This window comes from Pseudomonadota bacterium (assembly GCA_039028935.1).
GTDB lineage: Bacteria > Pseudomonadota > Gammaproteobacteria > Steroidobacterales > SZUA-146 > SZUA-146.
Genome location: JBCCHD010000013.1, coordinates 26,786 through 49,551, shown reverse-complemented (window position 1 = coordinate 49,551; position 22,766 = coordinate 26,786). Strand labels below are relative to the sequence as shown.

General features: G+C 56.6%; 16 protein-coding genes. 11 read left to right on the top strand and 5 right to left on the bottom strand.

Translation table 11 applies throughout. The features are described 5' to 3' along the window. Nucleotide 1 precedes the first annotated feature (1 nt). From AAF465_08260 to AAF465_08250, 3 genes are all read left to right on the top strand, one after another. Entirely contained in the window at nucleotides 2–1,873 is a 1,872-nt protein-coding gene (locus AAF465_08260; GenBank protein ID MEM7082712.1) for a M56 family metallopeptidase, read from the top strand. Between the two features lie 243 nt (nucleotides 1,874–2,116). Next, nucleotides 2,117–3,022 (top strand): LysR substrate-binding domain-containing protein, encoded by a 906-nt coding sequence (locus AAF465_08255; GenBank protein ID MEM7082711.1) that lies wholly within the window; start codon nucleotides 2,117–2,119, stop codon nucleotides 3,020–3,022. Between the two features lie 263 nt (nucleotides 3,023–3,285). Further along, the gene (locus AAF465_08250; protein MEM7082710.1) at nucleotides 3,286–3,519 is read left to right on the top strand and encodes a LacI family DNA-binding transcriptional regulator; all 234 of its coding nucleotides are present in this window, start codon (nucleotides 3,286–3,288) and stop codon (nucleotides 3,517–3,519) included. Between the two features lie 60 nt (nucleotides 3,520–3,579). Here AAF465_08250 and AAF465_08245 read toward each other — a convergent pair whose 3' ends face one another. Continuing rightward, a complete protein-coding gene (locus tag AAF465_08245) occupies nucleotides 3,580–4,056 on the bottom strand; it encodes a hypothetical protein (GenBank protein ID MEM7082709.1) in 477 nt (158 codons plus the stop codon). A 141-nt stretch (nucleotides 4,057–4,197) separates the two neighbouring features. On the opposite strand from AAF465_08245, the gene AAF465_08240 reads away from it, so the two are divergent. The 8 genes from AAF465_08240 (at nucleotide 4,198) to AAF465_08205 (ending at nucleotide 17,434) form a co-directional block, all read left to right on the top strand. Then, entirely contained in the window at nucleotides 4,198–5,718 is a 1,521-nt protein-coding gene (locus AAF465_08240) for a tetratricopeptide repeat protein (protein ID MEM7082708.1), read from the top strand. 76 nt (nucleotides 5,719–5,794) lie between these two features. Continuing rightward, nucleotides 5,795–7,324: a subclass B3 metallo-beta-lactamase gene (bla, locus tag AAF465_08235; protein ID MEM7082707.1), complete on the top strand. Its 1,530-nt coding sequence runs from the start codon at nucleotides 5,795–5,797 to the stop codon at nucleotides 7,322–7,324. A gap of 211 nt (nucleotides 7,325–7,535) precedes the next feature. After that, a complete protein-coding gene (locus AAF465_08230) occupies nucleotides 7,536–8,225 on the top strand; it encodes a hypothetical protein (protein MEM7082706.1) in 690 nt (229 codons plus the stop codon). A 229-nt stretch (nucleotides 8,226–8,454) separates the two neighbouring features. Then, nucleotides 8,455–10,674, top strand: coding sequence for a S9 family peptidase (locus AAF465_08225; GenBank protein ID MEM7082705.1), 2,220 nt, complete (start codon nucleotides 8,455–8,457; stop codon nucleotides 10,672–10,674). A gap of 320 nt (nucleotides 10,675–10,994) precedes the next feature. Continuing rightward, nucleotides 10,995–11,615: a transcriptional repressor LexA gene (gene lexA / locus AAF465_08220; GenBank protein ID MEM7082704.1), complete on the top strand. Its 621-nt coding sequence runs from the start codon at nucleotides 10,995–10,997 to the stop codon at nucleotides 11,613–11,615. 287 nt (nucleotides 11,616–11,902) lie between these two features. Then, complete coding sequence (gene imuA / locus AAF465_08215; protein MEM7082703.1) at nucleotides 11,903–12,649, top strand: translesion DNA synthesis-associated protein ImuA; 747 nt, start codon at nucleotides 11,903–11,905, stop codon at nucleotides 12,647–12,649. A gap of 6 nt (nucleotides 12,650–12,655) precedes the next feature. Next, nucleotides 12,656–14,344 carry a DNA polymerase Y family protein gene (locus AAF465_08210; protein MEM7082702.1) on the top strand — a complete coding sequence of 563 codons (1,689 nt, stop codon included), beginning with the start codon at nucleotides 12,656–12,658 and terminating at the stop codon, nucleotides 14,342–14,344. Nucleotides 14,345–14,350: 6 nt separating this feature from the next. Further along, nucleotides 14,351–17,434: an error-prone DNA polymerase gene (locus tag AAF465_08205; GenBank protein ID MEM7082701.1), complete on the top strand. Its 3,084-nt coding sequence runs from the start codon at nucleotides 14,351–14,353 to the stop codon at nucleotides 17,432–17,434. Nucleotides 17,435–17,535: 101 nt separating this feature from the next. On the opposite strand, the gene AAF465_08200 is transcribed toward AAF465_08205, so the two are convergent. From AAF465_08200 to gspD, 4 genes are all read right to left on the bottom strand, one after another. Continuing rightward, the gene (locus AAF465_08200; protein ID MEM7082700.1) at nucleotides 17,536–17,784 is read right to left on the bottom strand and encodes a hypothetical protein; all 249 of its coding nucleotides are present in this window, start codon (nucleotides 17,782–17,784) and stop codon (nucleotides 17,536–17,538) included. A 199-nt stretch (nucleotides 17,785–17,983) separates the two neighbouring features. After that, a complete protein-coding gene (gene gspF, locus AAF465_08195) occupies nucleotides 17,984–19,195 on the bottom strand; it encodes a type II secretion system inner membrane protein GspF (protein MEM7082699.1) in 1,212 nt (403 codons plus the stop codon). After that, entirely contained in the window at nucleotides 19,195–20,739 is a 1,545-nt protein-coding gene (gspE, locus tag AAF465_08190; protein ID MEM7082698.1) for a type II secretion system ATPase GspE, read from the bottom strand. Before gspE ends, gspF begins: the two co-directional genes overlap by 1 nt. Next, on the bottom strand, nucleotides 20,740–22,758 hold the full coding sequence (gene gspD, locus AAF465_08185) for a type II secretion system secretin GspD (GenBank protein MEM7082697.1): 2,019 nt from the start codon (nucleotides 22,756–22,758) through the stop codon (nucleotides 20,740–20,742). It lies immediately after the preceding gene. Nucleotides 22,759–22,766 lie beyond the last annotated feature (8 nt).

Genomic DNA, 22,766 nt, shown 5'->3' with positions numbered 1-22,766 from the left:
TATGCCACTGTCCTTTGAACAGGTGATCAACGCGCTCGGATGGACTCTGCTGCATTCAGTGTGGCAAGGCCTCATTATTGGCGTGCTGTTCGCGCTGTCCAAAGTCGCTGTCGGCAACGCCACGCCGATCGTACGACACAGTAACGCGCTGGGCTGGCTGTTGCTGTTGATGGGATTGCCGCTGCTCACCTTCGGTTCACTGCTGTTCACGCTGCCGGTGGCGGAGAGCACCGCTGCCGCAACCGGTTATTTGGCGACGTGGTCGACAAGCCCGTCATCGTTCGATGGGTCGCTGATGTCCTGGGTCTGTGCGTTTTGGCTGGCCGGAGTGGCGGCATCGGGGTGGCGCGTGGCTGGCGATTGGCGGCGGCTTCAACGGCAAACCATCGCGAATAGTTGGTCGATTCCGGCCTTGGCTGAGTCGTTTGAGCATGTGCGTCGCGCGATGGGTATTCGTGTGCCGGTGGCGCTGGTTGAGTCGGCGGCGGCATCGGTGCCGATGTTGGTGGGTGTCGTCAAGCCGCTTGTGGTCATACCGAGTAGCGCGTTGTTGGGGTTGTCCGTGCGCGAACTCGAACTCATCATCGCGCATGAGCTGGCGCATTTTCGGCGCAAAGACCACATGATTAACTATGTGCTTGTCTCGGCGGAAACCGTTCTGTTTTTCCACCCGGTGGTGTTTGTACTCACGCGTACGATTCGCCATGAACGCGAGCTGTGCTGCGACGATATCGTCATTTCAACGTTCAACGAGCGGGTGTGCTATGCCCATGCCTTGAGCAAACTCGAAACGCTTCGTCAGCATGAGGCACCGACCTGGCGGTTGGCGGCCACGGACGGGCCCTTGGTCACGCGCATTGCGCGCATGGTGACACGCCGACGTCACCAGCGTTGGGGTTTTATGCCCGCCGTTGCGCTGCGCCTCACCGCGGCGGCTGTGGCGCTCGTCGCGCTGCATTTGGCGCATGTGTCGCCGGATGAGACGCGCGCTGCGGCGGTAACGATGACGGATGCCCCCTCGCGTGCGGTCACTCGACTCGAACCGATCCGACTCGCGCACTATCCTCGCCGCCCCGTCAGTGCGGACGCGATCTCAAACCTCACCTTTGCGCTCACCGCGCAAGCGCAACCATCGCCTTCGCGGTCTCAACCCCGCGGCGTTTCGACCGAGAAAGAGCGTGCCAACGAATTGAGCGCGACAGGGCGCCTTGCGCTGCCGCCAACCTTTAGTGCACCCATTTCTAATGCTGAAATGGCAGCGTCTGAGCGCATCGCAAATCGGTCCGATAGGTTGCGCGCGTCCGCCGAGAGCGGACACGAAACGGTGCGAGCGGCAACGCTTGCGCGTGGGCGCGATGCACTACCGAAGCATCAATCGGCGACGACGACTGCGACGGGTGGCTCAGTCAACGAGGACGTGACGGGTGGTTTGGTGGCATCGTCGGTCGACATGATGGCGTTGCATTCGTTTGATCCCGGCGCCGGTGAGTTTGGGCTGTCGGCGCTACCTGCCTATCACACAGCAATCTCTCCGGTAGGGCGGATGGCCGCCGAACGGCCTGCCGAAGTCATAACAGGTGGTGCGTTGATTCACAGCGTGACACCCCGGTATCCCACTCGCGCTCGCGCTCGCGGTTACATGGATAAAGTGGTTGTGTCGATTCAAGTGGATGCTACGGGCAAGGTCAATGACGTGTCGGTACTCAATCGCGATTCGCGGCCGATGTTTCAGCGGGCGGTGATGCGCGCGGTGTCGAAGTGGCGATTTGAGCCTCTTTTGCGAAACGGAGAGCCCATCGAACAGACCGTGGAGCAGTCGTTCAATTTTCAGCTTCAACCGGACGGGCGCAGTCGGGGGCGACACTCGGTCTAAGGCCATTCCCGCATGGCGTCTCCCGCACGTGAACCGTGCAAACGCACGCGGTTTGCCGCATCTGAAACGAAGGGCGATTGCCTTACCGCGAGCGTGGCGCGCTCACTTTTTTGCACCGCTAAGAGGCACCAAGCGCACCGCATCAGTGCGCGGCGGGCGGCCGCGCACGCGAATCCCCGTAGAATGACGTGGCATGATACTTGCAATCTGCAAGGGTCAGTCGCTTTCCGTTTACAGAGTCTCATGCCGAATCGGGCCAAACATCGAAAACAGCTTTCGCTAAGAGGGTTGCGCACGTTTTGCGTGGCCGGTAAACATTTGAGTTTCCGAATAGCCAGCGAAGAGCTGCACATCACGGCGTCGGCGGTGAGTCGACAAATCAAAGCGCTAGAGCAGGAAGTAGGGCGACCGTTATTTGATCGCAGCAATCCGTCACTCACGTTCACCGAAGATGGTGAACGACTATTCGATAGCGTGAACCATCTCATCACGGAGCTCGATACGGTGACGGCCCACTTTCGCAATCGACAGCAGCGTGATCTGCTTCGAATTTCGGTGCAGCCATTTTTTTCCAGCGAATTGCTGGTGCCGAGACTGGCCGACTTTACGCTGAATTACCCACATATCGACATACACCTGGATTCCACCGATGAAGATGCCGAGCGCCATCCGGTAGAGGCGGATGTGTCCATTCGCATTTTTAAGCGCGCGCCGGCGGGCATGGCAGCGGATGCGTTTTTACCCTTGCGACAGGTACCGGCCTGTTCGCCTGACTTGTATAAAAAACTGGTGGATACAGAAGGCCGCGTTGTGCAGTCGTTTCCGATTTTGAAACACAGTAGCCGCACGGACGATTGGGATCGGTGGTGCGAGGATTCCGGTGTTGCCCTCCCAGCGCCGACTACCACCTTGACCTTAGATTCTACGGTGGCCCTGGTGAGTGCCGCCGAACGTGGTGTGGGCGTAACGCTTGCCCCGATTCCAGCGGCCAATGAGCGATTTGATCAGGGTCACTTGAAGCGTCTCTACGTGCACGAGGTGCAAACCCCATATCGGTATTACTTTGTCAGTACTCGACAGGCTGCACGCACCGAAGCGGTGCGAGCGTTTCGTCGCTGGACGCTCGATACGTTTGCCGGGCTCAGGTGATTTTTTCTCATGCCGTCAGTGACTTTTTGTCGTTTGTCCGCGAACGCTCAACCCAGTAGCGTGACGGTGTGGATGCGTTGACCCCGGATCCACCTACGATCTGGCGGACTGTCGGGTGTTGATTGAGACTCTGCGCTACACCGCCGCCCTCTATCGATCGTGCTGTTACTGGAAAGGGTCCGATTGGCTGCGAGGCGCATTGCCTCATCTGCACCCCGAGCGACGAACATGCGCTTCGCAGCCAGTTTTTTGAGGAAAAAATCATGAACGGTTTGAAAACACAGGAAGTTGTTCCGACTCTGAGGGACGTTGCAAAGCTCGCGGGCGTGTCGACCAAAACGGCATCGCGCGTGGCGAACGGCGAGCGAGGCGTGCGCGCCAGCACTCAGTCACGCGTACAGCGCGCGATTGATTTGCTCGATTACAAAGCCAATCCCTACGCGATTTATCTTCGCTCGCTTCGCGAGAACGCCAGTCAGACCGCCCGTCACCGCTAGGCGGCGAGTGCAAGACCGGGTGAGTCGTTGTCGGCGGCTCAGTGCTTCAGTGCGAAGCGTTTAGGTTGCCCACCTACCGATACCCCACCCCGTGCCGGCGGCCATCAGCGCGAGCGGCACGCCGACAACGGTTACGCCTCGTATGGCGGCTCGAAAATGGTAGGAATAGCGGTGAATCGGTGCGTATCCCTCGTAGCGCAACCAACTCGGGTACCACCACATGTAAATGGCGATGTCGAAAATCAGTAGATCGACCGCGTTCAGCATGACAATCATCACGTAGGCCGCCATCAATAAGGTCCAGAATCCCGCCTCGTATTGGACACCGAGCCAAATCGAAAGAAAAAAAGTCGGGCCGATAATGCACAGGAAAATCAGCGCTAACCAAAAGACGGTCTTGGCGTTTTTTTGATGAGGAATCGCGCCACCTGAAATTTCCGGAAGATGGACGTCCTTGGCGAGTAAGAACGATGCGGCAATGACGACGAGGAACGCCGAGCACGCGATAAAAAGGATGATTGTGACGTCGCTGATCATTCTTTTCTGCTTTGTTTGAAGGCGAATTTGGGCGTCTAAGCCATTGAATACGGTGTTTCTTTTCGTATTCTTTTGCGTGGTACATTATACCCTTGGGCAACGCGTCGAAACAGCGCTTAACGGCAGTAAAAGGATGTGCGAATGCGCAAGCTAAGTTGGAAGCTGCTCTTGGTGAGCGGGGTGCTTTTCGTAGGTAGCATTGTTCACGCAAGCGGCCTGGAGGACCGACTCTGGCACGAAGTGTCCTCCAAGCATTTCACCCTTTACAGTTTGCTGCCGGTCACTGACGCCACCGAGTTGCTTCACAATCTCGAACTGCTTCGTGCTGCCATTCCGGCACTCACCAATATTGAGATCACCGAATCACCCATAAAAACGGTGATTATCTCAGTCGAGTCGGCGCCGGACCTACGCAAGCTCGGAGTGAGCAATCGCACCTTGGGATTGTTTGCGTCCGGTAAACGCGAGAATCTGATTTTGGTTCGCGACTCGAAATTCTCCGAAGATGCGGCGACGATTTTGCACGAATACGTGCATTATCTGTCGCGAAGTGGTCGCGTGCAGGCGTATCCAGTTTGGTTTGCCGAGGGTTTTGCCGAGTACTTCAGTTCCGCTGTTCTGAATGGCGATAGCTTCGAAGTGGGCCGCTTTCCGTCGATGCGCCGCAGATCGTTTCACAACTGTCACTGGTTGTCGGCGGCCGATCTTATATCGGGTAAAGGTCGCGGCCACTGCATGTTTTACGCCAGTGCCTGGGCCGCGGTGCACTATCTTCAAACCTATCCCGATCATGCCGACCACTTTGCCGATTATCTTCGACGAATCGAGCAGCAAGAAGACAGTGTGGACGCGTTTCGAGAAGCGTTTGGTATCAATATCACTACCTTTAACAGCCGACTCAAACGCTATGTCCGGAAGGGCGACTTTGATTACATTGGCCTGTCGGCGGACGAACTGTTGCGCGATTTTGAAACGAAATCTCGATCGGTCAGTCGAGAGGAAATTTCGCATTTGCTTGGCAACGCCGCACTGCGCCTCAATCAATTACAACAAGCCCGCGCCTGGTATGAGGTGGCCGTTGAGGATGCCGCGTTGGCCGGCAGAGCGCGAGCGGGATTGGGGAATGTCGCCACTTCCCTGGAGCGTCATGCCGACGCCGAAGCGCATTTCAATGCCGCCTACCGGCTCAGTCCCGATGATCCCATTGTGTTGCTGGATATCGGTCGTTATTGGTTGACGCGTGCCCGCCTGGAAAAAGACGAGAGTTTACGCGACGGTCATTTAGTGACCGCCCGCAAATACATCGGCAAATCTTGGCAAATCGATGACTCAAAACCCGAGACCTACGCACTATACGGCAGGAGTTTTCTACTTCAGCGTGATCACGCTAAGGCGATCGATACGCTGGAGGCAGCCAATCGTTTGTTGCCGTCGAATCTAGGCATTCGGATTGAGCTGGCCGGTGCCTATGTACACACCAATCGCTTGGACGAGGCGGACGTGTTGACTCGATCGGTAAAAGCGTGGGCTCATCCGGCCGGCAAGCTTGTCACGATGGCGGAGACACTGATGGTACAAATCGACGAGGCTCGTGCGGCCGTGTCGTCAGCCGCTGAACCGGACGCAAAGTCTGAACCGCTATCGGCGTCTGAGCGCCTCTAGTCGACCGATGTGTGACGTTGTTTCGAATGCACTCATGACGGCGCCGAGCGACATTGATCCGGCCTGGACATAGCCCATGAGACGATTAACCGGATTGCTGTGTCTGACGCTGTCACTCGGTGCGTGCCAGTCGCCGATACCCACCGACACCGATACGCCCTCGGCCGCCGCGCCTTGGATTCAATGGGGCGAATCCAATCCCACTTGGATAGAACCGATCACGCCCTATCGCGTGGCTCAAAACGTCTATTTCGTTGGCACGAAGGGGCTCGGTAGTTATCTTATTACCACTCCGGATGGGCACTATTTGCTCGATGGTGGATTGCCACAGAATGCACCGATGATCGTGCAGAGTATCACCGAGCTTGGGTTTGCCATCCAGGATGTGAAAGTCCTTCTTAACTCGCACGCGCACTTTGATCACTCGGGTGGGCTGGCCGAGTTAAAACGACTCAGCGGCGCAAGATTGGTGGCCATGGAGGGCGATCGTTCTGCGCTTGAACAGGGGGTCTATCTGGGTTCGGAAGACAATCTGAGCTTTTCCGCGCCGCCCGTTGAAGTTGATGAAGTCATTGCTCATGGAGACGTTTTGAGCCTCGGCGGTGTTGCGCTCACTGCGGTGCATATGCCGGGCCATTCGCGTGGCTGCACATCGTGGACGATGCCCGTGCGGTACCACAACAAGACACTTTCGCTGATGTTCTTTTGCAGTGCCTCGGTGGCGGCTAACTCGCTTGAGCCCGAGCAATATCCTGGCATTGTCGAAGACTATCGACTGACGTTTGCACGCGCCCGTGCGATGCAACCCGATATTGTGGTGTCCGGTCACCCGGACTACTACTTTGATCAGCTCGCACGCATGCGTCGAAGCAAATTCGAAGGTGCTGACGCGTTCGTGGATACAACACTGCTTGGCAAGGCGCTGCTCAGTGCCGAGCGGCACTTTACGACGCGCTTAGCAAACGAACAGAATTTTAGTGATCAAATGGAGGCGTTTGCATTCGCTCATGTTGTGCCGTCGAGTAACACCGATTATCTTTTTTATCTTCATGGCAAGATTATCGAAGATCAGGGTTTAGCGGCGGTGAGTCCGATGCTGGGTGAATACCAATACGTGTCGATCTTGCAAACCTTGGCCGCACACGGATTTGACGTGATTAGCCGCGCGCGCCCACAAGGTGCCGATGTTGAAATCGAGGCGAATCGCATCGCCGAACAGGTAAGAACGCTCATGCGGCAGGGCGTGCCTGCGTCGCGTATCACGATTGCGGGCGCCTCCAAGGGGGCTTTTATTGCCGCGCGTGTTTCGAGCCTGCTCGACGATTCGACCGTTAATATTGTGCTCTTGGCGGGCTGCAGCGCAGACGCGATGGCGATCGCCGAGCAGCACGCCATCACGCTGAGTGGCCGTGTGCTGGCCGTGTATGATGTGGCGGACAGATGGGCGGGTTCGTGTGCGCCGCTGGTGCAGTCCTCAACACGGGTGAGCGAGTTTCAGGAGCTCAGGGTGCAGGATGGCACAGGGCACGGGCTTATCTACACACCGTCGCCAAGTTGGGTCGAACCGTTGGTGTCGTTTGTGCGGCGCCCGCCGATCGTACGCTGATGCAAACCGGTGTGCGCGTCGTAAACAATCGAGAGTCAGCACGAGAGCTAAGGCGCCGGCAGTGACAACCGCAAGATGCCATCGATCAGTTTTGTCATCGCGCCAGAACGGATGATCCGTTTGCGCGTTTACGTGTGCGTTGAGGCGGTATCCGCTGGGTGAGTGCTGGCACGTTAAGCGATCGCACCGGCGCGTTCAATTGGGGTGATTTATGGAATCGTATCGGCATTTACATCTTTGGCTGCTCATTCCGCTCGCTGTGGCGATCATTGGTTTTACACCCAGTTATTGGTTAAAGCTGGATGTCGTCCCATTTCGGCAGCATCTTCATGGCATCAGTGCGACAGTTTGGTTCGTATTCTTGGTCGTTCAGCCTTATTTGATAACCCGCGCTCGACGCGAACAACACCGTTGGTACGGCATCATCGGCTTGTTTGTGGCAGGAGGCGTAGTTTTTTCCGCGCTGGGCACACTGCCTTATAACTTCGTTGGGGATCTGCCGGACGTTGCGAAATACGGCCTAACGTTTATCGATGTCGTGGTGGTGATTGGGTTTACGTTTAGTGTGCTGATGGCGGTGCGAAAACTACCGAATATGCACGATCACGCTCGTTGGATGATCGCCAGCGTATTTTGGGCTCTCGTTCCTGCGTTTGCGCGGATCATTTGGCACACCCTTGCGTTTTTCAACGATGGTGTGCTGCCTATCCCGGTCTTTGTTGGCTTGCTTCTTGCCGCTGTGATCAACGCGCTGATTTTAATTATTATCATGGTCAAGGAGCGCCGCGCACATCCAGCGTTCCTTCTGGCGGCGCTGGGGAATCTCGTGTACTTCACGCCGCCGATTACGCACAAACTGAGTAGTTGGCGAGCCATCGCCGATGCATTATTCATCGTTTGACGACGCACGTGCTGTATGTGCTCTGCGTATTCGAATGATGCCAATCGGGCGTGGGTTGGCGTCTGGAGCGTGGTAGTCTTTGCTGCACGTCCACTCACAATTTCTCAGCTAATCTTGAAAGGGCTCAATCGTGAATTCGAATAGTCACTTGGTTCCATTTTTTATCGTGTTGTCACTACTGATCGCGACCGTTGCTTGTCAGCATGTTGACGACGCAGGAGTAATCACCATGGCGCCTGAACACCAGTTAAGCAATGAGGCGATCTTTGACGCCCGCCTCTATGACGCCAAACGACCGGTGGCGTCGCGTTGGCATCCGGATGGTCGCTCGTTTACGGTGCTGGAAGACAGTCCTGAATTTGACCAAGGGACGTTGGCCGTTGATGAAATCGGTGATCTGGTTGAGCCGCCAAAGGATTTGGTCAGCTATGATTTCGAGACTCGGACACGCACCGTTATTTTATCGGCTCGCGATCTCATTCCCGAAGAGGGTGGCACGCCACTGGTTATCGATGACTACGCTTGGTCTAAGGATCAGCGCAAGTTATTGCTGTATACCAACAGTGTCCGTGTATGGCGCGAGAAGTCACGTGGCGACTACTCGGTGCTCGATTTGGACAGTGGGGCGCTGACGCGGTTAGGCGGCCCGGATGCGCAGCCGAGCACACTTCAGTTTGCCAAGTTCTCGCCGGACAGCGGCCAGGTAGCCTATGTTCGAGAAGCCAATCTATACGTTGAAGATTTGGTAACCGGACGCATCGATCAGCTCACTCAACGTCAGAACGATTCGATCATCAATGGCATTATGAGTTGGGCCTATGAAGAAGAATTCAGTATTCGAGACGGATTTCGCTGGAGCCCTGATGGCGCACGCATCGCGTTTTGGCAGTTCGATACGTCGGGTGTTCGAGACTTTTTGATCATCAATAATACGGATACGCTGTATCCCACAATCAGCCGCATTCCCTATCCGAAAGTGGGTGAAACGGTGTCGGCAGCACGTATTGGGGTCGCGTCGTTAGACACCGGGGCGACGGTATGGGCCGCGTTACCGGGCGATCCGCGTGACAATTATATTCCACGCATGCAGTGGGCTGATCGCAGTGATGAATTGTTGCTGCAGTCTGTGAATCGCAAGCAAGACACGAACCGCGTGTATCTTGTCGATGCTGCGACCGGGCAAAGTCGCAAGATATTTACGGATCAAGATGCGCATCACTTAGACGATTTTCATGATGTTGAATGGCTGAATGACGGCGAGTCTTTCACGTTTGTCTCCGAGCGCAGCGGGTGGCGCCACGTACACAAAGTGTCTCGCGACGGACAGTCGATCGACGATCTCACGCCCGGTGCGTTTGATGTGGCGCAACTGTTGGCGGTGGACGCCGATGGTGGCTGGTTTTACTTTACGGCCTCGCCGGACAATATGGCGCAACGCTACCTGTATCGAGCGCCACTGGATGGCAGTGGTGAAAAAGAACGGGTCACGCCCAGCGGCTATGCCGGCACCAATTCATACACTATTTCCGATGATGCGCGTTACGCAGTCCACACGCATTCCTCGTTCATGCAGCCACCGCAGTATCGTCTTGTGGCGCTCGATGAGCACCGAGTGCTGCAGACGTTTGAGGACAATCAAGAGCTCATCGACCGGTTGGCGGCGTTGACGCTTGGCACGCACGCGTTTTTCAAAGTGGCGGCACGGGACGGTCTGATGATGGACGGGTTTATGATTTACCCACCGAATTTTGATCCGTCAAAACGCTATCCGATTATTAACTACGTCTATGGCGAAGTGGCGGCGCAAACTGTCCGAGATGCGTGGACCGGGCATCGGCATCTGTGGCATCTGCTCATGTCTCAGAAGGGGTACCTCATCGCGTCGGTGGACAATCGTGGCACGCCGTCGTTACGCGGTCGGGACTGGCGTAAAACGCTCTATGGTGGGCTTGGTATTTTGTCCTCGCACGATCAGGCCGATGCACAAAAAGCGCTGCTTGATCGTCACGCCTTTATCGATGGTGATCGCATCGGTATTTGGGGTCATTCCGGTGGCGGATCGATGACGTTGAACATGCTGTTTCGGTATCCAGCGATGTATAAGGTCGGTGTATCTCGAGCACCGGTTCCTGACCAACGCCTCTACGATGCCATCTACCAGGAACGCTATTCGGGGTTGCTCGCCGATCACGCTGAGGGCTACGAGCAAGGTTCACCGATTACCCATGCCAAGCACCTTGAGGGCAAACTACTGCTGATTCACGGCACGGGCGATGACAATGTGCACTACCAAGGGAGTGAACGCCTGATTGACGAGTTGGTGCGCCATAACAAGAAATTCGATTTTCTGGCGTACCCGAATCGCGCGCACGGATTACGCGAGCGGGAAGGCACGCTTCTGCACATGCATTCAACGATGAGCGATTATTTTGACGAGCACCTACGCTAATTAAAACGGGGCAGGGTGCATTGTGTTCGTTTAAGTCGTTGAGTAAAGCACGAGAGTTTGCCGGCCTACACAGTTCGGTATGCGAAGACACTGCGCGCGAATCCCGTTTGCGTTCTGATCGTCGGGCGGGCGTTTTCGACGGCGAGTTAGGGGCCGGTTTGGCAGAGATTCGATGGCTATCGGCGCGTAGAGTGTATTCGAAACCCTTGAGAAAATCAGATTTAACAATCGCTTAGGTCATTTCTTAAAAGCCTCTTGCCGAACGCGAATAACTGTATATAATCACAGTTACTGAGCATATATACAGATAAGGGCTTATTATGCGCGACCTGACTCCCCGACAAAAAGAAATCCTGCAGTTGATCTACGACATCATCGACGACACGGGCATGCCGCCCACGCGCGCTGAGATTGCGAGCCACTGCGGCTTTAAGTCGGCCAACGCGGCCGAGGAGCATTTGAAGGCGCTGCAAAAAAAGGGTGCGCTTGAGCTTGTTCCTGGCGCATCGCGTGGCATTCGCTTGCCCGACGCCGTGAACGATAGCCTGCGTGAAGAGCAGGGTCTGCCGCTTGTCGGGCGCGTGGCCGCCGGTTCGCCGATTTTGGCGCAAGAACACGTCGAAGGGCGTTATCAGGTCGATCCGAATCTGTTTCATCCGCAGCCGCACTATCTGCTGCAGGTGCATGGACAAAGTATGAAAGACGTCGGCATTTTTAGCGGCGACCTCGTGGCGGTGCATCGCACACCGGATGTGCGCCACAACCAGATTGTGGTGGCACGTCTTGAAGAAGAAGTCACCGTTAAGCGTTACCGGCAAAAGGGCAAGGAAGTTTGGCTTATGCCCGAGAACCCGGACTTCGATCCCATCAAAGTCGATTTGGAATTTGAATCGCTGGTGATCGAAGGCATTGTGGTGGGCGTTATACGTCGTGACCATTAGCGGCAGTGGCACTGAATGATTCGTAGTTGATGTTCTTGCCGGTCAGTCTTGCTGCCCGCCGACTCATCAGTCTGAACACTAGACATCGATTGCCCGGCAATCGGTGAGCATCATCCAGTGATCACGCGGCCTGTTATGGATGACGGGCCACCGTTATAAACCCTCTCAGCGCGAGAGCAGTCCGTTCGGTACTGTCTCCTGGCTACCGCACTGAGGTTCAACCAACAACCCTCAATGCGGAACCCCGAGTGGTTCCAGTGGATAGCTATGTCTAAAGGCGACAGGCCATGAACGATTTATTTGCCGATACCCCGTCCGACCGACCGGAGGAAGTCACCCCTCATACCGCTGCTCAGTCGGCGAGTGCCCCGCGTCCGGTCACCGACACGCCGCCAACCAACCCAAACCCGATGCTCGATGCGTTGCTCGACCACGGCAAGCTATGGCGGGGTGGGCAGATGACGACCAATGCGCATGTCATTCCTACCGGCCACGCTGTGCTCGATCCGTTTTTGCCAGGTGGCGGGTGGCCGCGTGCGGCACTGACGGAAATTCTGCTGGATGGGCCCGGCAGCGGTGAACTGCAGCTGGTATTGCCCGCGCTCAAACGGTTATGCGCAGCCGACAGTCATGACAGCGACCGCTGGATCAGCTGGATTGCACCGCCCTATGTGCCGTATGCCCCAGCGCTTGCGCAGGCAGGCATCAACCTTGCACGCATGCTCGTGGTGCATGCTCGAAAAGGGCTCGACGTGATGTGGGCGGCCGAACAGTCGCTTCGCTGCGGCACCTGTTCGGCGGTGCTGATGTGGGCGCCCAACACCAACACCAAGGCATTGCGTCGGTTACAGCTGGCGGCTGAGGAGGGTGATAGTTGGGGCGTAGTGTTTCGCGAGACGCGCACACAACGCGAAGCGTCGCCTGCGGCGGTGCGGCTGCGGCTGAGTACCAACGAACAAGGGCGTACCCTGCATTTACTCAAGAGCCGGGGCGGGCGGCCGCTGCGTGTGGCAGCTGACTTTCTGATGGGTTAACCCCTCATGCGCAAGACAGGTAAATCGCTGGCGTTGTTTCCAGAGGACGAGCTGCCCCCGGTGCATTCTTCTATCGGTGCACCTGCGCATCCACCGGCGCTGCCAAAGGATGCGTCACGCCCGACCCATTCTTCAGATGATGTCTTGGCCAATGCCTCGGCGATCACATCGGCGCCACCCGCACCACCGCCGCTGCATGTGCCGACCGCTACCCGCGATCCGCTTTGGCTATCGCTGCTGTTTTTTGCGTTTCCGCTTGAAGTGCTGTGCCGCCAGCCTGAGCAGGCGACGGTAGTGGTCGCTGATCGTAACGGTCGGCCGTGTGTTGTCGCGTGTGATCAGCGTGCCTATGACCAAGGGGTGCGCATCGGCATGGCGCTCGCAGCGGCGTATGCGCTGGTGCACGAGCTTGATGTGTTACCGCAAGATGAGGCACAGGAACAGGCTGTGCTTGAGCGCTTAGCAACATGGGCGAAAAAATACACGCCGATGGTGTCGTTGTGTTCGCAATCACTGTTGCTCGAAGTGCGCGGTAGCCTGGCGTTGTTTGGAGGCATCGAGGGTATTGTCAATGGCGTGCAGCATGATCTGCGCGCGTTGGGCTTTGCCCATCGACAGGCCGTTGCGCCTACGCCCACCGCAGCGCTTTGGCTGGCCAAGCATGAGCAGGGTGTCGCGCTTGATGAGGTGGCGCTCAAAGCGCAGCTTGGTCCGTTACCCATCGCCGTCACCGGCTGGCCCGACGCGATTCTTTCGAGGCTTCAAGGTATGGGTGTGCGCACGCTGCGCGATTGTTTGCGGCTGCCGCGCGATGGCTTTGCCCGACGCATCGGCAAAAAGGCTTTGCTCGAGCTCGATCGGGCACAGGGTCGGGCGCCCGATCCACGGACCAACTACGAGCCGCCCGACAAGTTTGTGGCCAAACGTGAATTGCTCTATGCGCTCGAGAGCGTCAATCGTATCGTGCGTGCGCTCGATGCGCTGTTGGTCGAGCTTTGCCACTTTTTGCGTGGCCGGCAAAGCGGCATTCAAACTGTGCGCATCACGCTTTACCACGCCCATGCACCGGCCAGTGTGGTGCATCTTGGCACCGCCAGTGCTTGCCGTGACTCAGAGCGGTTATTGTCGCTATTGACCGAAAAAATCGAGGCGCTCACGCTGCCCGAAGGCGTGGTGGCGCTGAGTATGGTGTCGGGGCGGTTGTATCCGCTGGTCGGCTTTGACGGGCAACTGTTTCGTGACGCGGCACACAGCGATGTGCCGTGGCCTGAACTGGTTGAAAAGTTGCGTGCACGACTGGGTCGCCAAGCCGTCACGGGTGTGTGTCTGATGCCCGAGCATCGTCCCGAGCAAGCCTGGCAATACACCGAACCGGGTACGACCAGTGATGTGCCGGTATTGGGGCGGCGACCGCTGTGGCTGTTAGCGCAGCCGCATCGCCTGAGGTGTCGAGAGCGTGAGCCGCAGTGGCATGGACCGCTCACGTTTATTGAAGGCCCTGAACGTATCGAGAGTGGCTGGTGGGACGGTCGTGATGCGGCACGCGATTATTATGTGGTGGTTAATACGAACGGTCTCACGCTCTGGGTGTACCGCATGCGCACACCCACACGCGACGCGGCGGCGGCCGAGCAGGCAGTGGCGGGCAATGCGCTAGAAGCACCACACTGGTACATCCACGGTGTGTTTGCCTGAGTGGTCATGTCGTACGCCGAATTACACTGCATCAGCAATTTTAGCTTTTTGCGCGGTGCCTCCCATCCTGAGGAACTGATCAAGCAGGCCGCACGACTTGGCTATCGGGCGTTGGCGCTTACCGACGAGTGCTCTGTATCGGGTGTTGTGCGTGCACACGCAGCGGCTAATGAGGTCGCCGAACACGGACATACCATCAAGCTCATCATCGGCAGCGAATTTCGCTGTAGCGACAATGCGCATTTGGTTATGCTGGCCAAGAGCCAGCGTGGTTACGCCAACTTGTGCCATGCCGTTACATTGGCCAGACGGCGTGCGCCGAAAGGTGAATACCGTGTGAGTACCGAGCAGCTTGCCGTGCATCGTGGTGACTGCGAAGTACTGTGGATTCCGCCCGACGTGCCCACACAGCAGCAAGCACAGTATCTAAAAATGCAGTTTGGTCAGCACTTGTGGCTCGGTGTGGAGCTCAATGTCAACGGTCGTGATGCCCAACGCGTGCAGCAGCTTCATGCTGTGGCGAACGCTACGGGTATTGACGCGGTCGCTTGTGGTGATGTACACATGCATAAGCGGGGGCGGCGCGCGTTGCAAGATACGCTAAACGCAATTCGTGAAGGCGTGTCGGTCGACAGCGCTGGTTTTCGACTCTTTGCCAATGGCGAGCGGCACTTGCGCACGCTTGACGCACTCACCGGACTGTATCCAGCGCACATGTTGGCCAACACACTCAAGATCGCAGCGCGCTGTACGTTTACCCTCGATCAACTGCGTTACGAATACCCCGATGAGATTGTGCCCGCACCGTATTCGCCGTTAGCGTATCTTCGCAAGCTCACGTTCGAGGGCGCTAAGCACCGCTGGCCTCAGGGTGTGAGCGACAAAGTGCGTGCTTTGCTTGAGCATGAGCTTGCGCTCATCGAAGAACTCGACTACGCCAAGTACTTTTTAACGGTTTACGACATTGTGAAGTTTGCGCGCGCGCAGGGCATCCTGTGTCAGGGGCGTGGTTCGGCAGCCAACTCCTCAGTTTGTTATTGCCTGGGCGTCACAGCTGTTGATCCAGCACGCATGTCGATGCTGTTTGAACGCTTCATTTCCAAAGAGCGCAATGAGCCTCCCGATATCGACATCGATTTTGAACATGAGCGGCGCGAAGAGGTTATTCAGTATATCTATCAAAAATATGGTCGCGATCGTGCTGCGCTTACCGCCACCATTATTTGCTATCGCCCACGTAGCGCGATGCGGGATGTGGGCAAAGCGATGGGGCTCGATGCGATTCAAACCGATCGACTAGCGCGCTCGATGCAATGGTGGGACGGCAAAGGTGTGCGCGACGATCGTGTTCGTGAGGCGGGTTTTGATCCACATAACCCACTCATTCATCGAGTGCTTACACTGGTGCGTGAGCTCATTGGGTTTCCGCGGCATTTGTCTCAACACGTTGGTGGTTTTGTGATTTCCAACCAGCCTCTGCATGAACTGGTGCCGATCGAGAATGCCGCAATGGAGGATCGCACCGTTATTCAGTGGGAGAAAGACGATCTTGAGGAGTTGGGCTTGCTCAAGGTGGATGTGCTGGGACTGGGTATGCTCACGGCCATACGCCGCAGTTTTGATTTGATCGCTGGTTTTCGCGGGAAGCGCTGGTCGTTGGCGACCGTGCCGTCCGAGGATGCGGCGGTGTATGAAATGATTTCACGTGGCGATACGCTCGGCGTGTTCCAGATTGAATCACGGGCACAAATGAACATGCTGCCGCGCCTTCGACCACAGTGTTTTTACGATCTTGTGATTGAGGTGGCAATCGTGCGACCCGGTCCGATTCAGGGCGATATGGTGCATCCTTATCTGCGGCGGCGTAACGGCGAAGAGCCCGTTAGCTATCCGTCTGAGGAAGTACAAGGTGTACTCGAACGCACGCTCGGTGTGCCGATTTTTCAGGAGCAGGTCATGCATCTGGCCATGGTGGCGGCGGGTTTTTCGGCCGGGGAAGCGGATCAACTTCGGCGTGCGATGGCCGCATGGAAACGCAAGGGCGGTTTAGGGCCGTTTGAGGAGCGTCTTATTAGCGGCATGCGCAAACGTGGGTACGCACAGCAGTTTGCTGAGCAGGTGTTCAATCAGATTCAGGGTTTTGGCGAGTACGGATTTCCTGAGTCGCATTCGGCAAGTTTTGCGCTGCTTGTGTATGTGTCGGCCTGGCTTAAGCGCTACGAACCGGCCGCATTTTATTGTGCATTACTCAATAGTTTACCGATGGGGTTCTACGCACCTGCGCAGCTTATTCGAGCGGCGCGGCAACATCAGGTCGAACTGCGGCCGGTCGATGTAAACGCGAGCAACTGGGATTCGAGTCTGGAGGCTGATACTGAAGGGCGCGCTGTGTTGCGCCTGGGATTGTCACGCATTAAGGGCTTTAGTGAATCTTCGGCCGATCAGTTGGTGCACGCGCGAGCGCAGGGGCCGTTTAGCGATGCGGCCACTCTCGCGTATCGTGCTGAACTGAACCGGCGTGACATGGAGTTGCTTGCCGGTGCTGGTGCGCTTGAGACGCTTGCGGGCCATCGACATAAAGCACGTTGGGAGGTAGCGGGTATTGAGCCCGCCACGCCACTTATGCCCGAAGTGCATATTCATGAGGCTGCGCCGCTGCTGGTTCGACCAACAGTCGGAGACGATGTGATCAACGACTATGACACGTTGAATCTCACGCTCGGTGCCCATCCCATGGCCTTGTTGCGCGATGAGTTTACCGCCATGCGGTTGTGTACAGCCGAGCAATTATGGGCGTTGGCACCGGGGGCACGTGCGCATTTAGCGGGTCTTGTGATTACGCGACAGCGGCCGGGCACGGCCAGTGGCGTTACATTTGTGACGCTCGAAGATGAAACAGGCTATATGAATCTCGTCGTGTGGAAAAAAACCGCTGAGACGTTTCGCAAAGCGCTACTGGCGTCTCAGCTCATGCGTGTCATGGGGGAAGTGCAGCGCGAGTCAGGTGTCATGCATGTCATTGCGCACCAGTTGTACGATGAATCGTCGCGCCTGGGTGGGCTGGTAACCGCGTCTCGCGACTTTCATTAGCGAACTCAGGCGCGAAAACGCATCGCGTCACGCAGCCCGATTGCCTGGCCAGGCCGATTCCATCAGGCCGACGCCTGATTCGTCCGCTCTATCAGAATCAACTAGTCGTCGAAACTGTAGTCGTCGAGATCTTCTAGTTCGGCGCGTAGGCGGCGTTCTTCGCGAATGGCCTCAAAGCGGCGCTTAGCTTCGGCGCGCGTTTCGATCACTTTATTTTTCGTGCTCAACGCCACGCGTTTCTCGATGTTGTCGACAATGTCGGCGGCATTGAATATCGAGGTATCGGTGGCTTGTGGCTCATCACTGATCACGTCGTCAAAGAAGTTCGTTTTACTTGTACCTTGCATCATCCTAGGTCCTGTCCAAAGTGGTAAACGGTCGCGAGCGGTTATGTCGCGTACTGTCTTTGTAGCAAGTGGAGACCCGACGGAACGTGGAACTGAGTCACAAATTTTGCGACTCGCGCGTTACAATGGAATGACTACCTACACTTTCGTATTGAGGTAACTGCGGAGGATGGTTATGTTGCGACGCGATTGGCCGCCGAGGCTAAATATCGTTGAGTTCCATGATGGGGAGCAAAATGGCCAAGACGATAAGTAGAATAATTCCGCCCATGAACAGAATCATAACGGGCCCCATGAGGCTCGTGAGTACTGAGCGAATCGTCTCAAGCTCTCGCTCTTGATTCTCTGCCGCACGACCCAACATTTCTTCCAGCTCGCCACTCGATTCGCCGATCTTGATCAAGTGCATGGTCATCGGCGGGAAGAGCTTGCTGACGGCCAAGGATTTAGCAATCGAGGCACCCTCACGCACACGCACCGTGGCTTGTTCGACCGCTTCGCGCATTGGCACGTTGGTGATCACGCTGGCGGCTGTCTGAAGTGCAGTGAGAATCGGCACGCCGCTTGCGGCCATGATGCTCAATGTGTTGGCAAACTGAGCCGTGTTGTTGCTGCGAATAAAGCGGCCAAAAACAGGTAGCTTGAGAAACCACTGATGAAGTTGGCGTTTGGGGTCCGGCTGGCTAAAAATCAGGCGGAGGACAAAGATTAACGCGACGATTCCGACCAGCAAGAATAGGCCGTAGCTTTGTAAAAAATCGCTCACGTTAATCAGTGATTGGGTTATGAATGGCAGCTCCGTCTCGGTGTCTTCGAATATCGTCACCAGATTTGGCACGACGGACACCATAAGAAACGCAACAATACCGATGCAGACAATGGTCAGAAAGACCGGGTAAATAAACGCCTGCATGACTTTTTGCTTAATCGCGTGTTGTTTTTCCGTGTAGTCGGCGAGATGTTCCAGTACCTGGTCGAGGTGGCCCGACGTCTCACCGGCGCTGACGGTCGAACGATAAATGTCCGGGAAGGCATTGGGGAATGTGCCAAAACCATCGGCGAGCGTATAGCCTTCCATGACTTTGGCCCGTACCCCGAGCACCACGCGCTGTACTTTGGGCGTCTCGGTTTGCTCGGCCACGGCCTGAAGCGTTTCATCCAGTGGCGTGCCGGCGCGCAGCATCGTCGCAAGCTGTCGGGTAACGAGAGTGAGATCGGTGATACTCAATCGGTTGCGTGAACTGGCTTCTTGCGGCTGGTCTTTACTTTTCTTCTGCGCAACTTCGCTGACTTCAATAGGGATCAGTGCTTTTTCACGCAGTTGACGGCGCACCTGTTTCGCCGTATCGCCCTCCAGCAGGCCCTTTTTCTCCTTGCCGCTGGCGTCGTACGCTTTGTACTCAAAAGCGGCCACTAGTCTTCTTGTGTAACCCGCAACACTTCTTCAAGTGTTGTTTCGCCGGCCAATACTTTGAAGCGGCCATCGTCACGAATACCGGGTCCCATGGTGCGTGCGTAGGCCTCCAGTTCGTTTTCGCTCGCGCCGTCATGAATCATCGTGCGCATCGTGTCATCGAGTGTAATGAGTTCATAAATGCCCGTTCGACCGCGAAATCCACTGCCTCCACATTCCTTGCAGCCCACCGGTTTAAACACCGGCGCCCGGTCCGTGGCTTTCATTCCTAGTAGGCTGCGCTCGCGATCGGTGGGTTCGACCGTCTGCCGACAGTCTTTGCATAGCATGCGTACGAGGCGTTGAGCGAGCACACCGACGAGACTCGATGACAACAAGAAAGGTTCCACGCCCATATCGCGCAATCGCGTTACCGCGCCCACGGCGGTATTGGTGTGCAGTGTGGACATCACAAGGTGGCCGGTCAGACTAGCCTGAACAGCAATTTCCGCTGTCTCTAAGTCGCGAATCTCGCCGACCATTACGACGTCAGGATCCTGCCGCAGAATGGCGCGCAGTCCTCGGGCAAAAGTCATGTCGACTTTCGTGTTGACCTGAGTTTGGCCAATCCCGTCGATGTAATACTCGATGGGGTCTTCCACCGTCATGATGTTGCGTGTGTTGTCGTTGATCTCCTCGAGACCGGAGTAGAGTGTCGTCGTTTTACCGGAACCGGTGGGACCCGTGACGAGGATGATGCCGTGCGGTTTTGCGATCAGATTATTAAATTGTGCCTGCGAGTCGTTGCTCATGCCGAGCTGTTCAAGATCCAGCTTGCCGGCCTGTTTATCGAGCAAACGCATCACCACGCGCTCGCCGTGTCCGGAGGGCAGAGTCGACACGCGCACATCCACGGCGCGTCCTGCGATTCGCAATGAGATGCGACCGTCTTGCGGAATTCGGCGCTCAGCAATATCGAGTTTAGACATGACTTTAATCCGCGACACAACCAGCGGCGCCAGTGCGCGACGGCTGGTCAATACTTCGCGCAGCACGCCGTCAACACGGAAACGCACGACGAGACGGTTCTCGAACGTTTCGATGTGAATATCCGAAGCGTTTTCCTTCACCGCTTCGGTCAGCACCGCGTTGATGAGCCGAATGATCGGCGCATCATCATCGGCTTCGAGCAGATCCGAGGGCTCAGGCAGCGCATTGGCCACCGAGAATAGATCGGTATCTTCGTTTAGGCCTTCGACCATCTCCATGGCGCGATTGGAGTCACCGCCTTCGTAGCTTTGCTGAAGCAGAGCGTCAAACTCATCGCTCGAGATGCGGCGAATCGATACCGGTACGCGTAACGTGCGCCGTGCTTCCGACAGCGCGAAGAGCGGCGTGGTGTCGAGAATGGCAAGTTGTGCGCGATGCTCGTCCAGTTCTTCCAGCAAAATGCCGTGACGACGTGCAAACGAGAAGGGTATCGAGGGCGATTCGGCCTCAGGTGGCTCTTCAATCGGTTCGCCAACGGGATCCGTGCTATCCGGAAGAGAGGGCGTAGCGTCCATTTACTGTGGTCCATCTACAGGCGGTGGGCTTTGCTGGATGCCGCGCTCGAGCGCGTCTTCAAGCGGTGGCAACGCCGGTCGTGACGAGCTCGGGATGAGCGCCACATCGTCCGTCTGTCCAATCTGGAGATCGCGAATATAGTTGTATTTCGCGTTGGTCTGAAGCGATGCCTGCACCCCGTCGCGCAGAATCTTGGGACGAATAAAGACCATCAAATTGCGTTTGACTTTGGTCGTGCGTCGCGAACGAAACAGGTTGCCCACGACTGGAATGGCCGACAGCACCGGCACGCGTTGATCATTTTCCAGCAGGTTGTCGTCGATAAGACCACCGAGCACGATGATGCCACCGTCTTCGACCACCACTTTCTGTTTAATGTTTCGCTGGTTGGTCACCAGGTCGAGGTTGCTCTCAGCGCCCTGGCTCAAACTCGATGCTTCCAGTTCAAGGTCGAGGATGACTGCGTCGCCCTCATTAATTTGCGGGGTGATTTTCAGCAGGATGCCCACATCGCGACGCTGAATGGTCTGAAAGGGGTTGACCGCGCCGGTGTTGCCGCCACCCGTGTTGGAGAAGCTACCGGTCAAAAACGGCACCTCTTGGCCCACGCGAATCTCGGCCTCTTCGTTATCCATAGTGGTTACGGACGGAGTCGACAAAATATTCGTATTACCGTCGCCGGCAAAAAAGTTGGCGATCGCGGCGATGCTCGTGCCGTTTTCTGAGATGCGTCCGATTCCAAAGGTGAGGCCATTGCTCAATGCCGGGATGCCCGTAATGTTGCCGTCGCCCGCCGCGAGCGCGCCGCCGATGCTCAAGACACTCGACGTTGAGTTCGGGAAGTTGGTGAGGCCGGCTCCCGCAACATCGTTGGTACCATCCAGTGCCCATGTGATACCCAGTTCAGCGGATTTGTCGGCCGTCACTTCAACCAGCACCGCTTCAACGTGCACCTGCGCCCGGCGAATATCGATTTTGTCGATGACCTGCCGCAACGATCGCATGATTTTCGGCGGGGCGGTGATCACCAGCGCATTGGTGCCGGCGTCCGCCCAGATGGTGACGTTGTTTTGTGGGGCCGAAGTCGGCGCCGTGCCTTGTCCACCCTGGGCACCACCCCGAGCCTGTTCCGTGAGTTTGGTCGCCAGTTCTTCGGCGTTCGCATAGCGAAGATACACAACCTGTGTGTTTCCGCCGTCAGGCAGGGGCGTATCGAGGTGCGCAATCAACGTGCGATAGCGCAGGCGTGCGGTCTTGTCGCCGCTGATGAGCACGCTGTTGGTGCGCTCGTCCGCTGACAGCACCACCGGTGTTGAGGTGGCTGCATCGGCACCACGTGCGCTGGCCTGGCTCATGGTCGTTAAAATGCGCACGATTTCGCCAGCGAGCGCATGCTCTAGCGGGATCACTTCAATGTCTTCATCGCCGCTTTGGTCGATACGTCGAATAATATTCTTCAGGCGTTTTACGTTCGCCGCGCGATCCGAAATGATCAGCATGTTCGACGCCGGGTGGGCCGCCAGGTGTCCGTATTGTGGTACCAGTGGCCGCAGGCTTGGCACGAGCTGCGCCGCGCCGACATTATTCACCTGGATAACCTCCGTGACGATTTCATCACCGGATGCGCGACCGCTGGTGCGAAGCGGATCGGAGCTCGAGACATTTCGAACGTTTGTGTCGGGGATGATTTTGATTGTGTTACCCGATGGAATGGCGACAAAGCCATACACCTGGAGAATCGACAAAAAAGTTTCGTAAAACGCGTCCATCGTCATGGGCGTTTCAGAAATCATTGTGACGCTGCCCTTCACGCGCGCATCGAGCAGAAAATTGCGGCCGGTGAGTTCGCTCACGGTCTCGACAATTTGGCGAATATCAACGTCCTTATAGTTGGGCGTGATCATTTGCTGTTCGACCACCGTTTCATTTTGCGCGATTGCAACGGGGGTGGTCACCGCGCCGATTATAAAAGCGGTGGTGGCACACGAGAGAAAGGTAGCAAGGCGAATGGCGCTCATAAACGGTC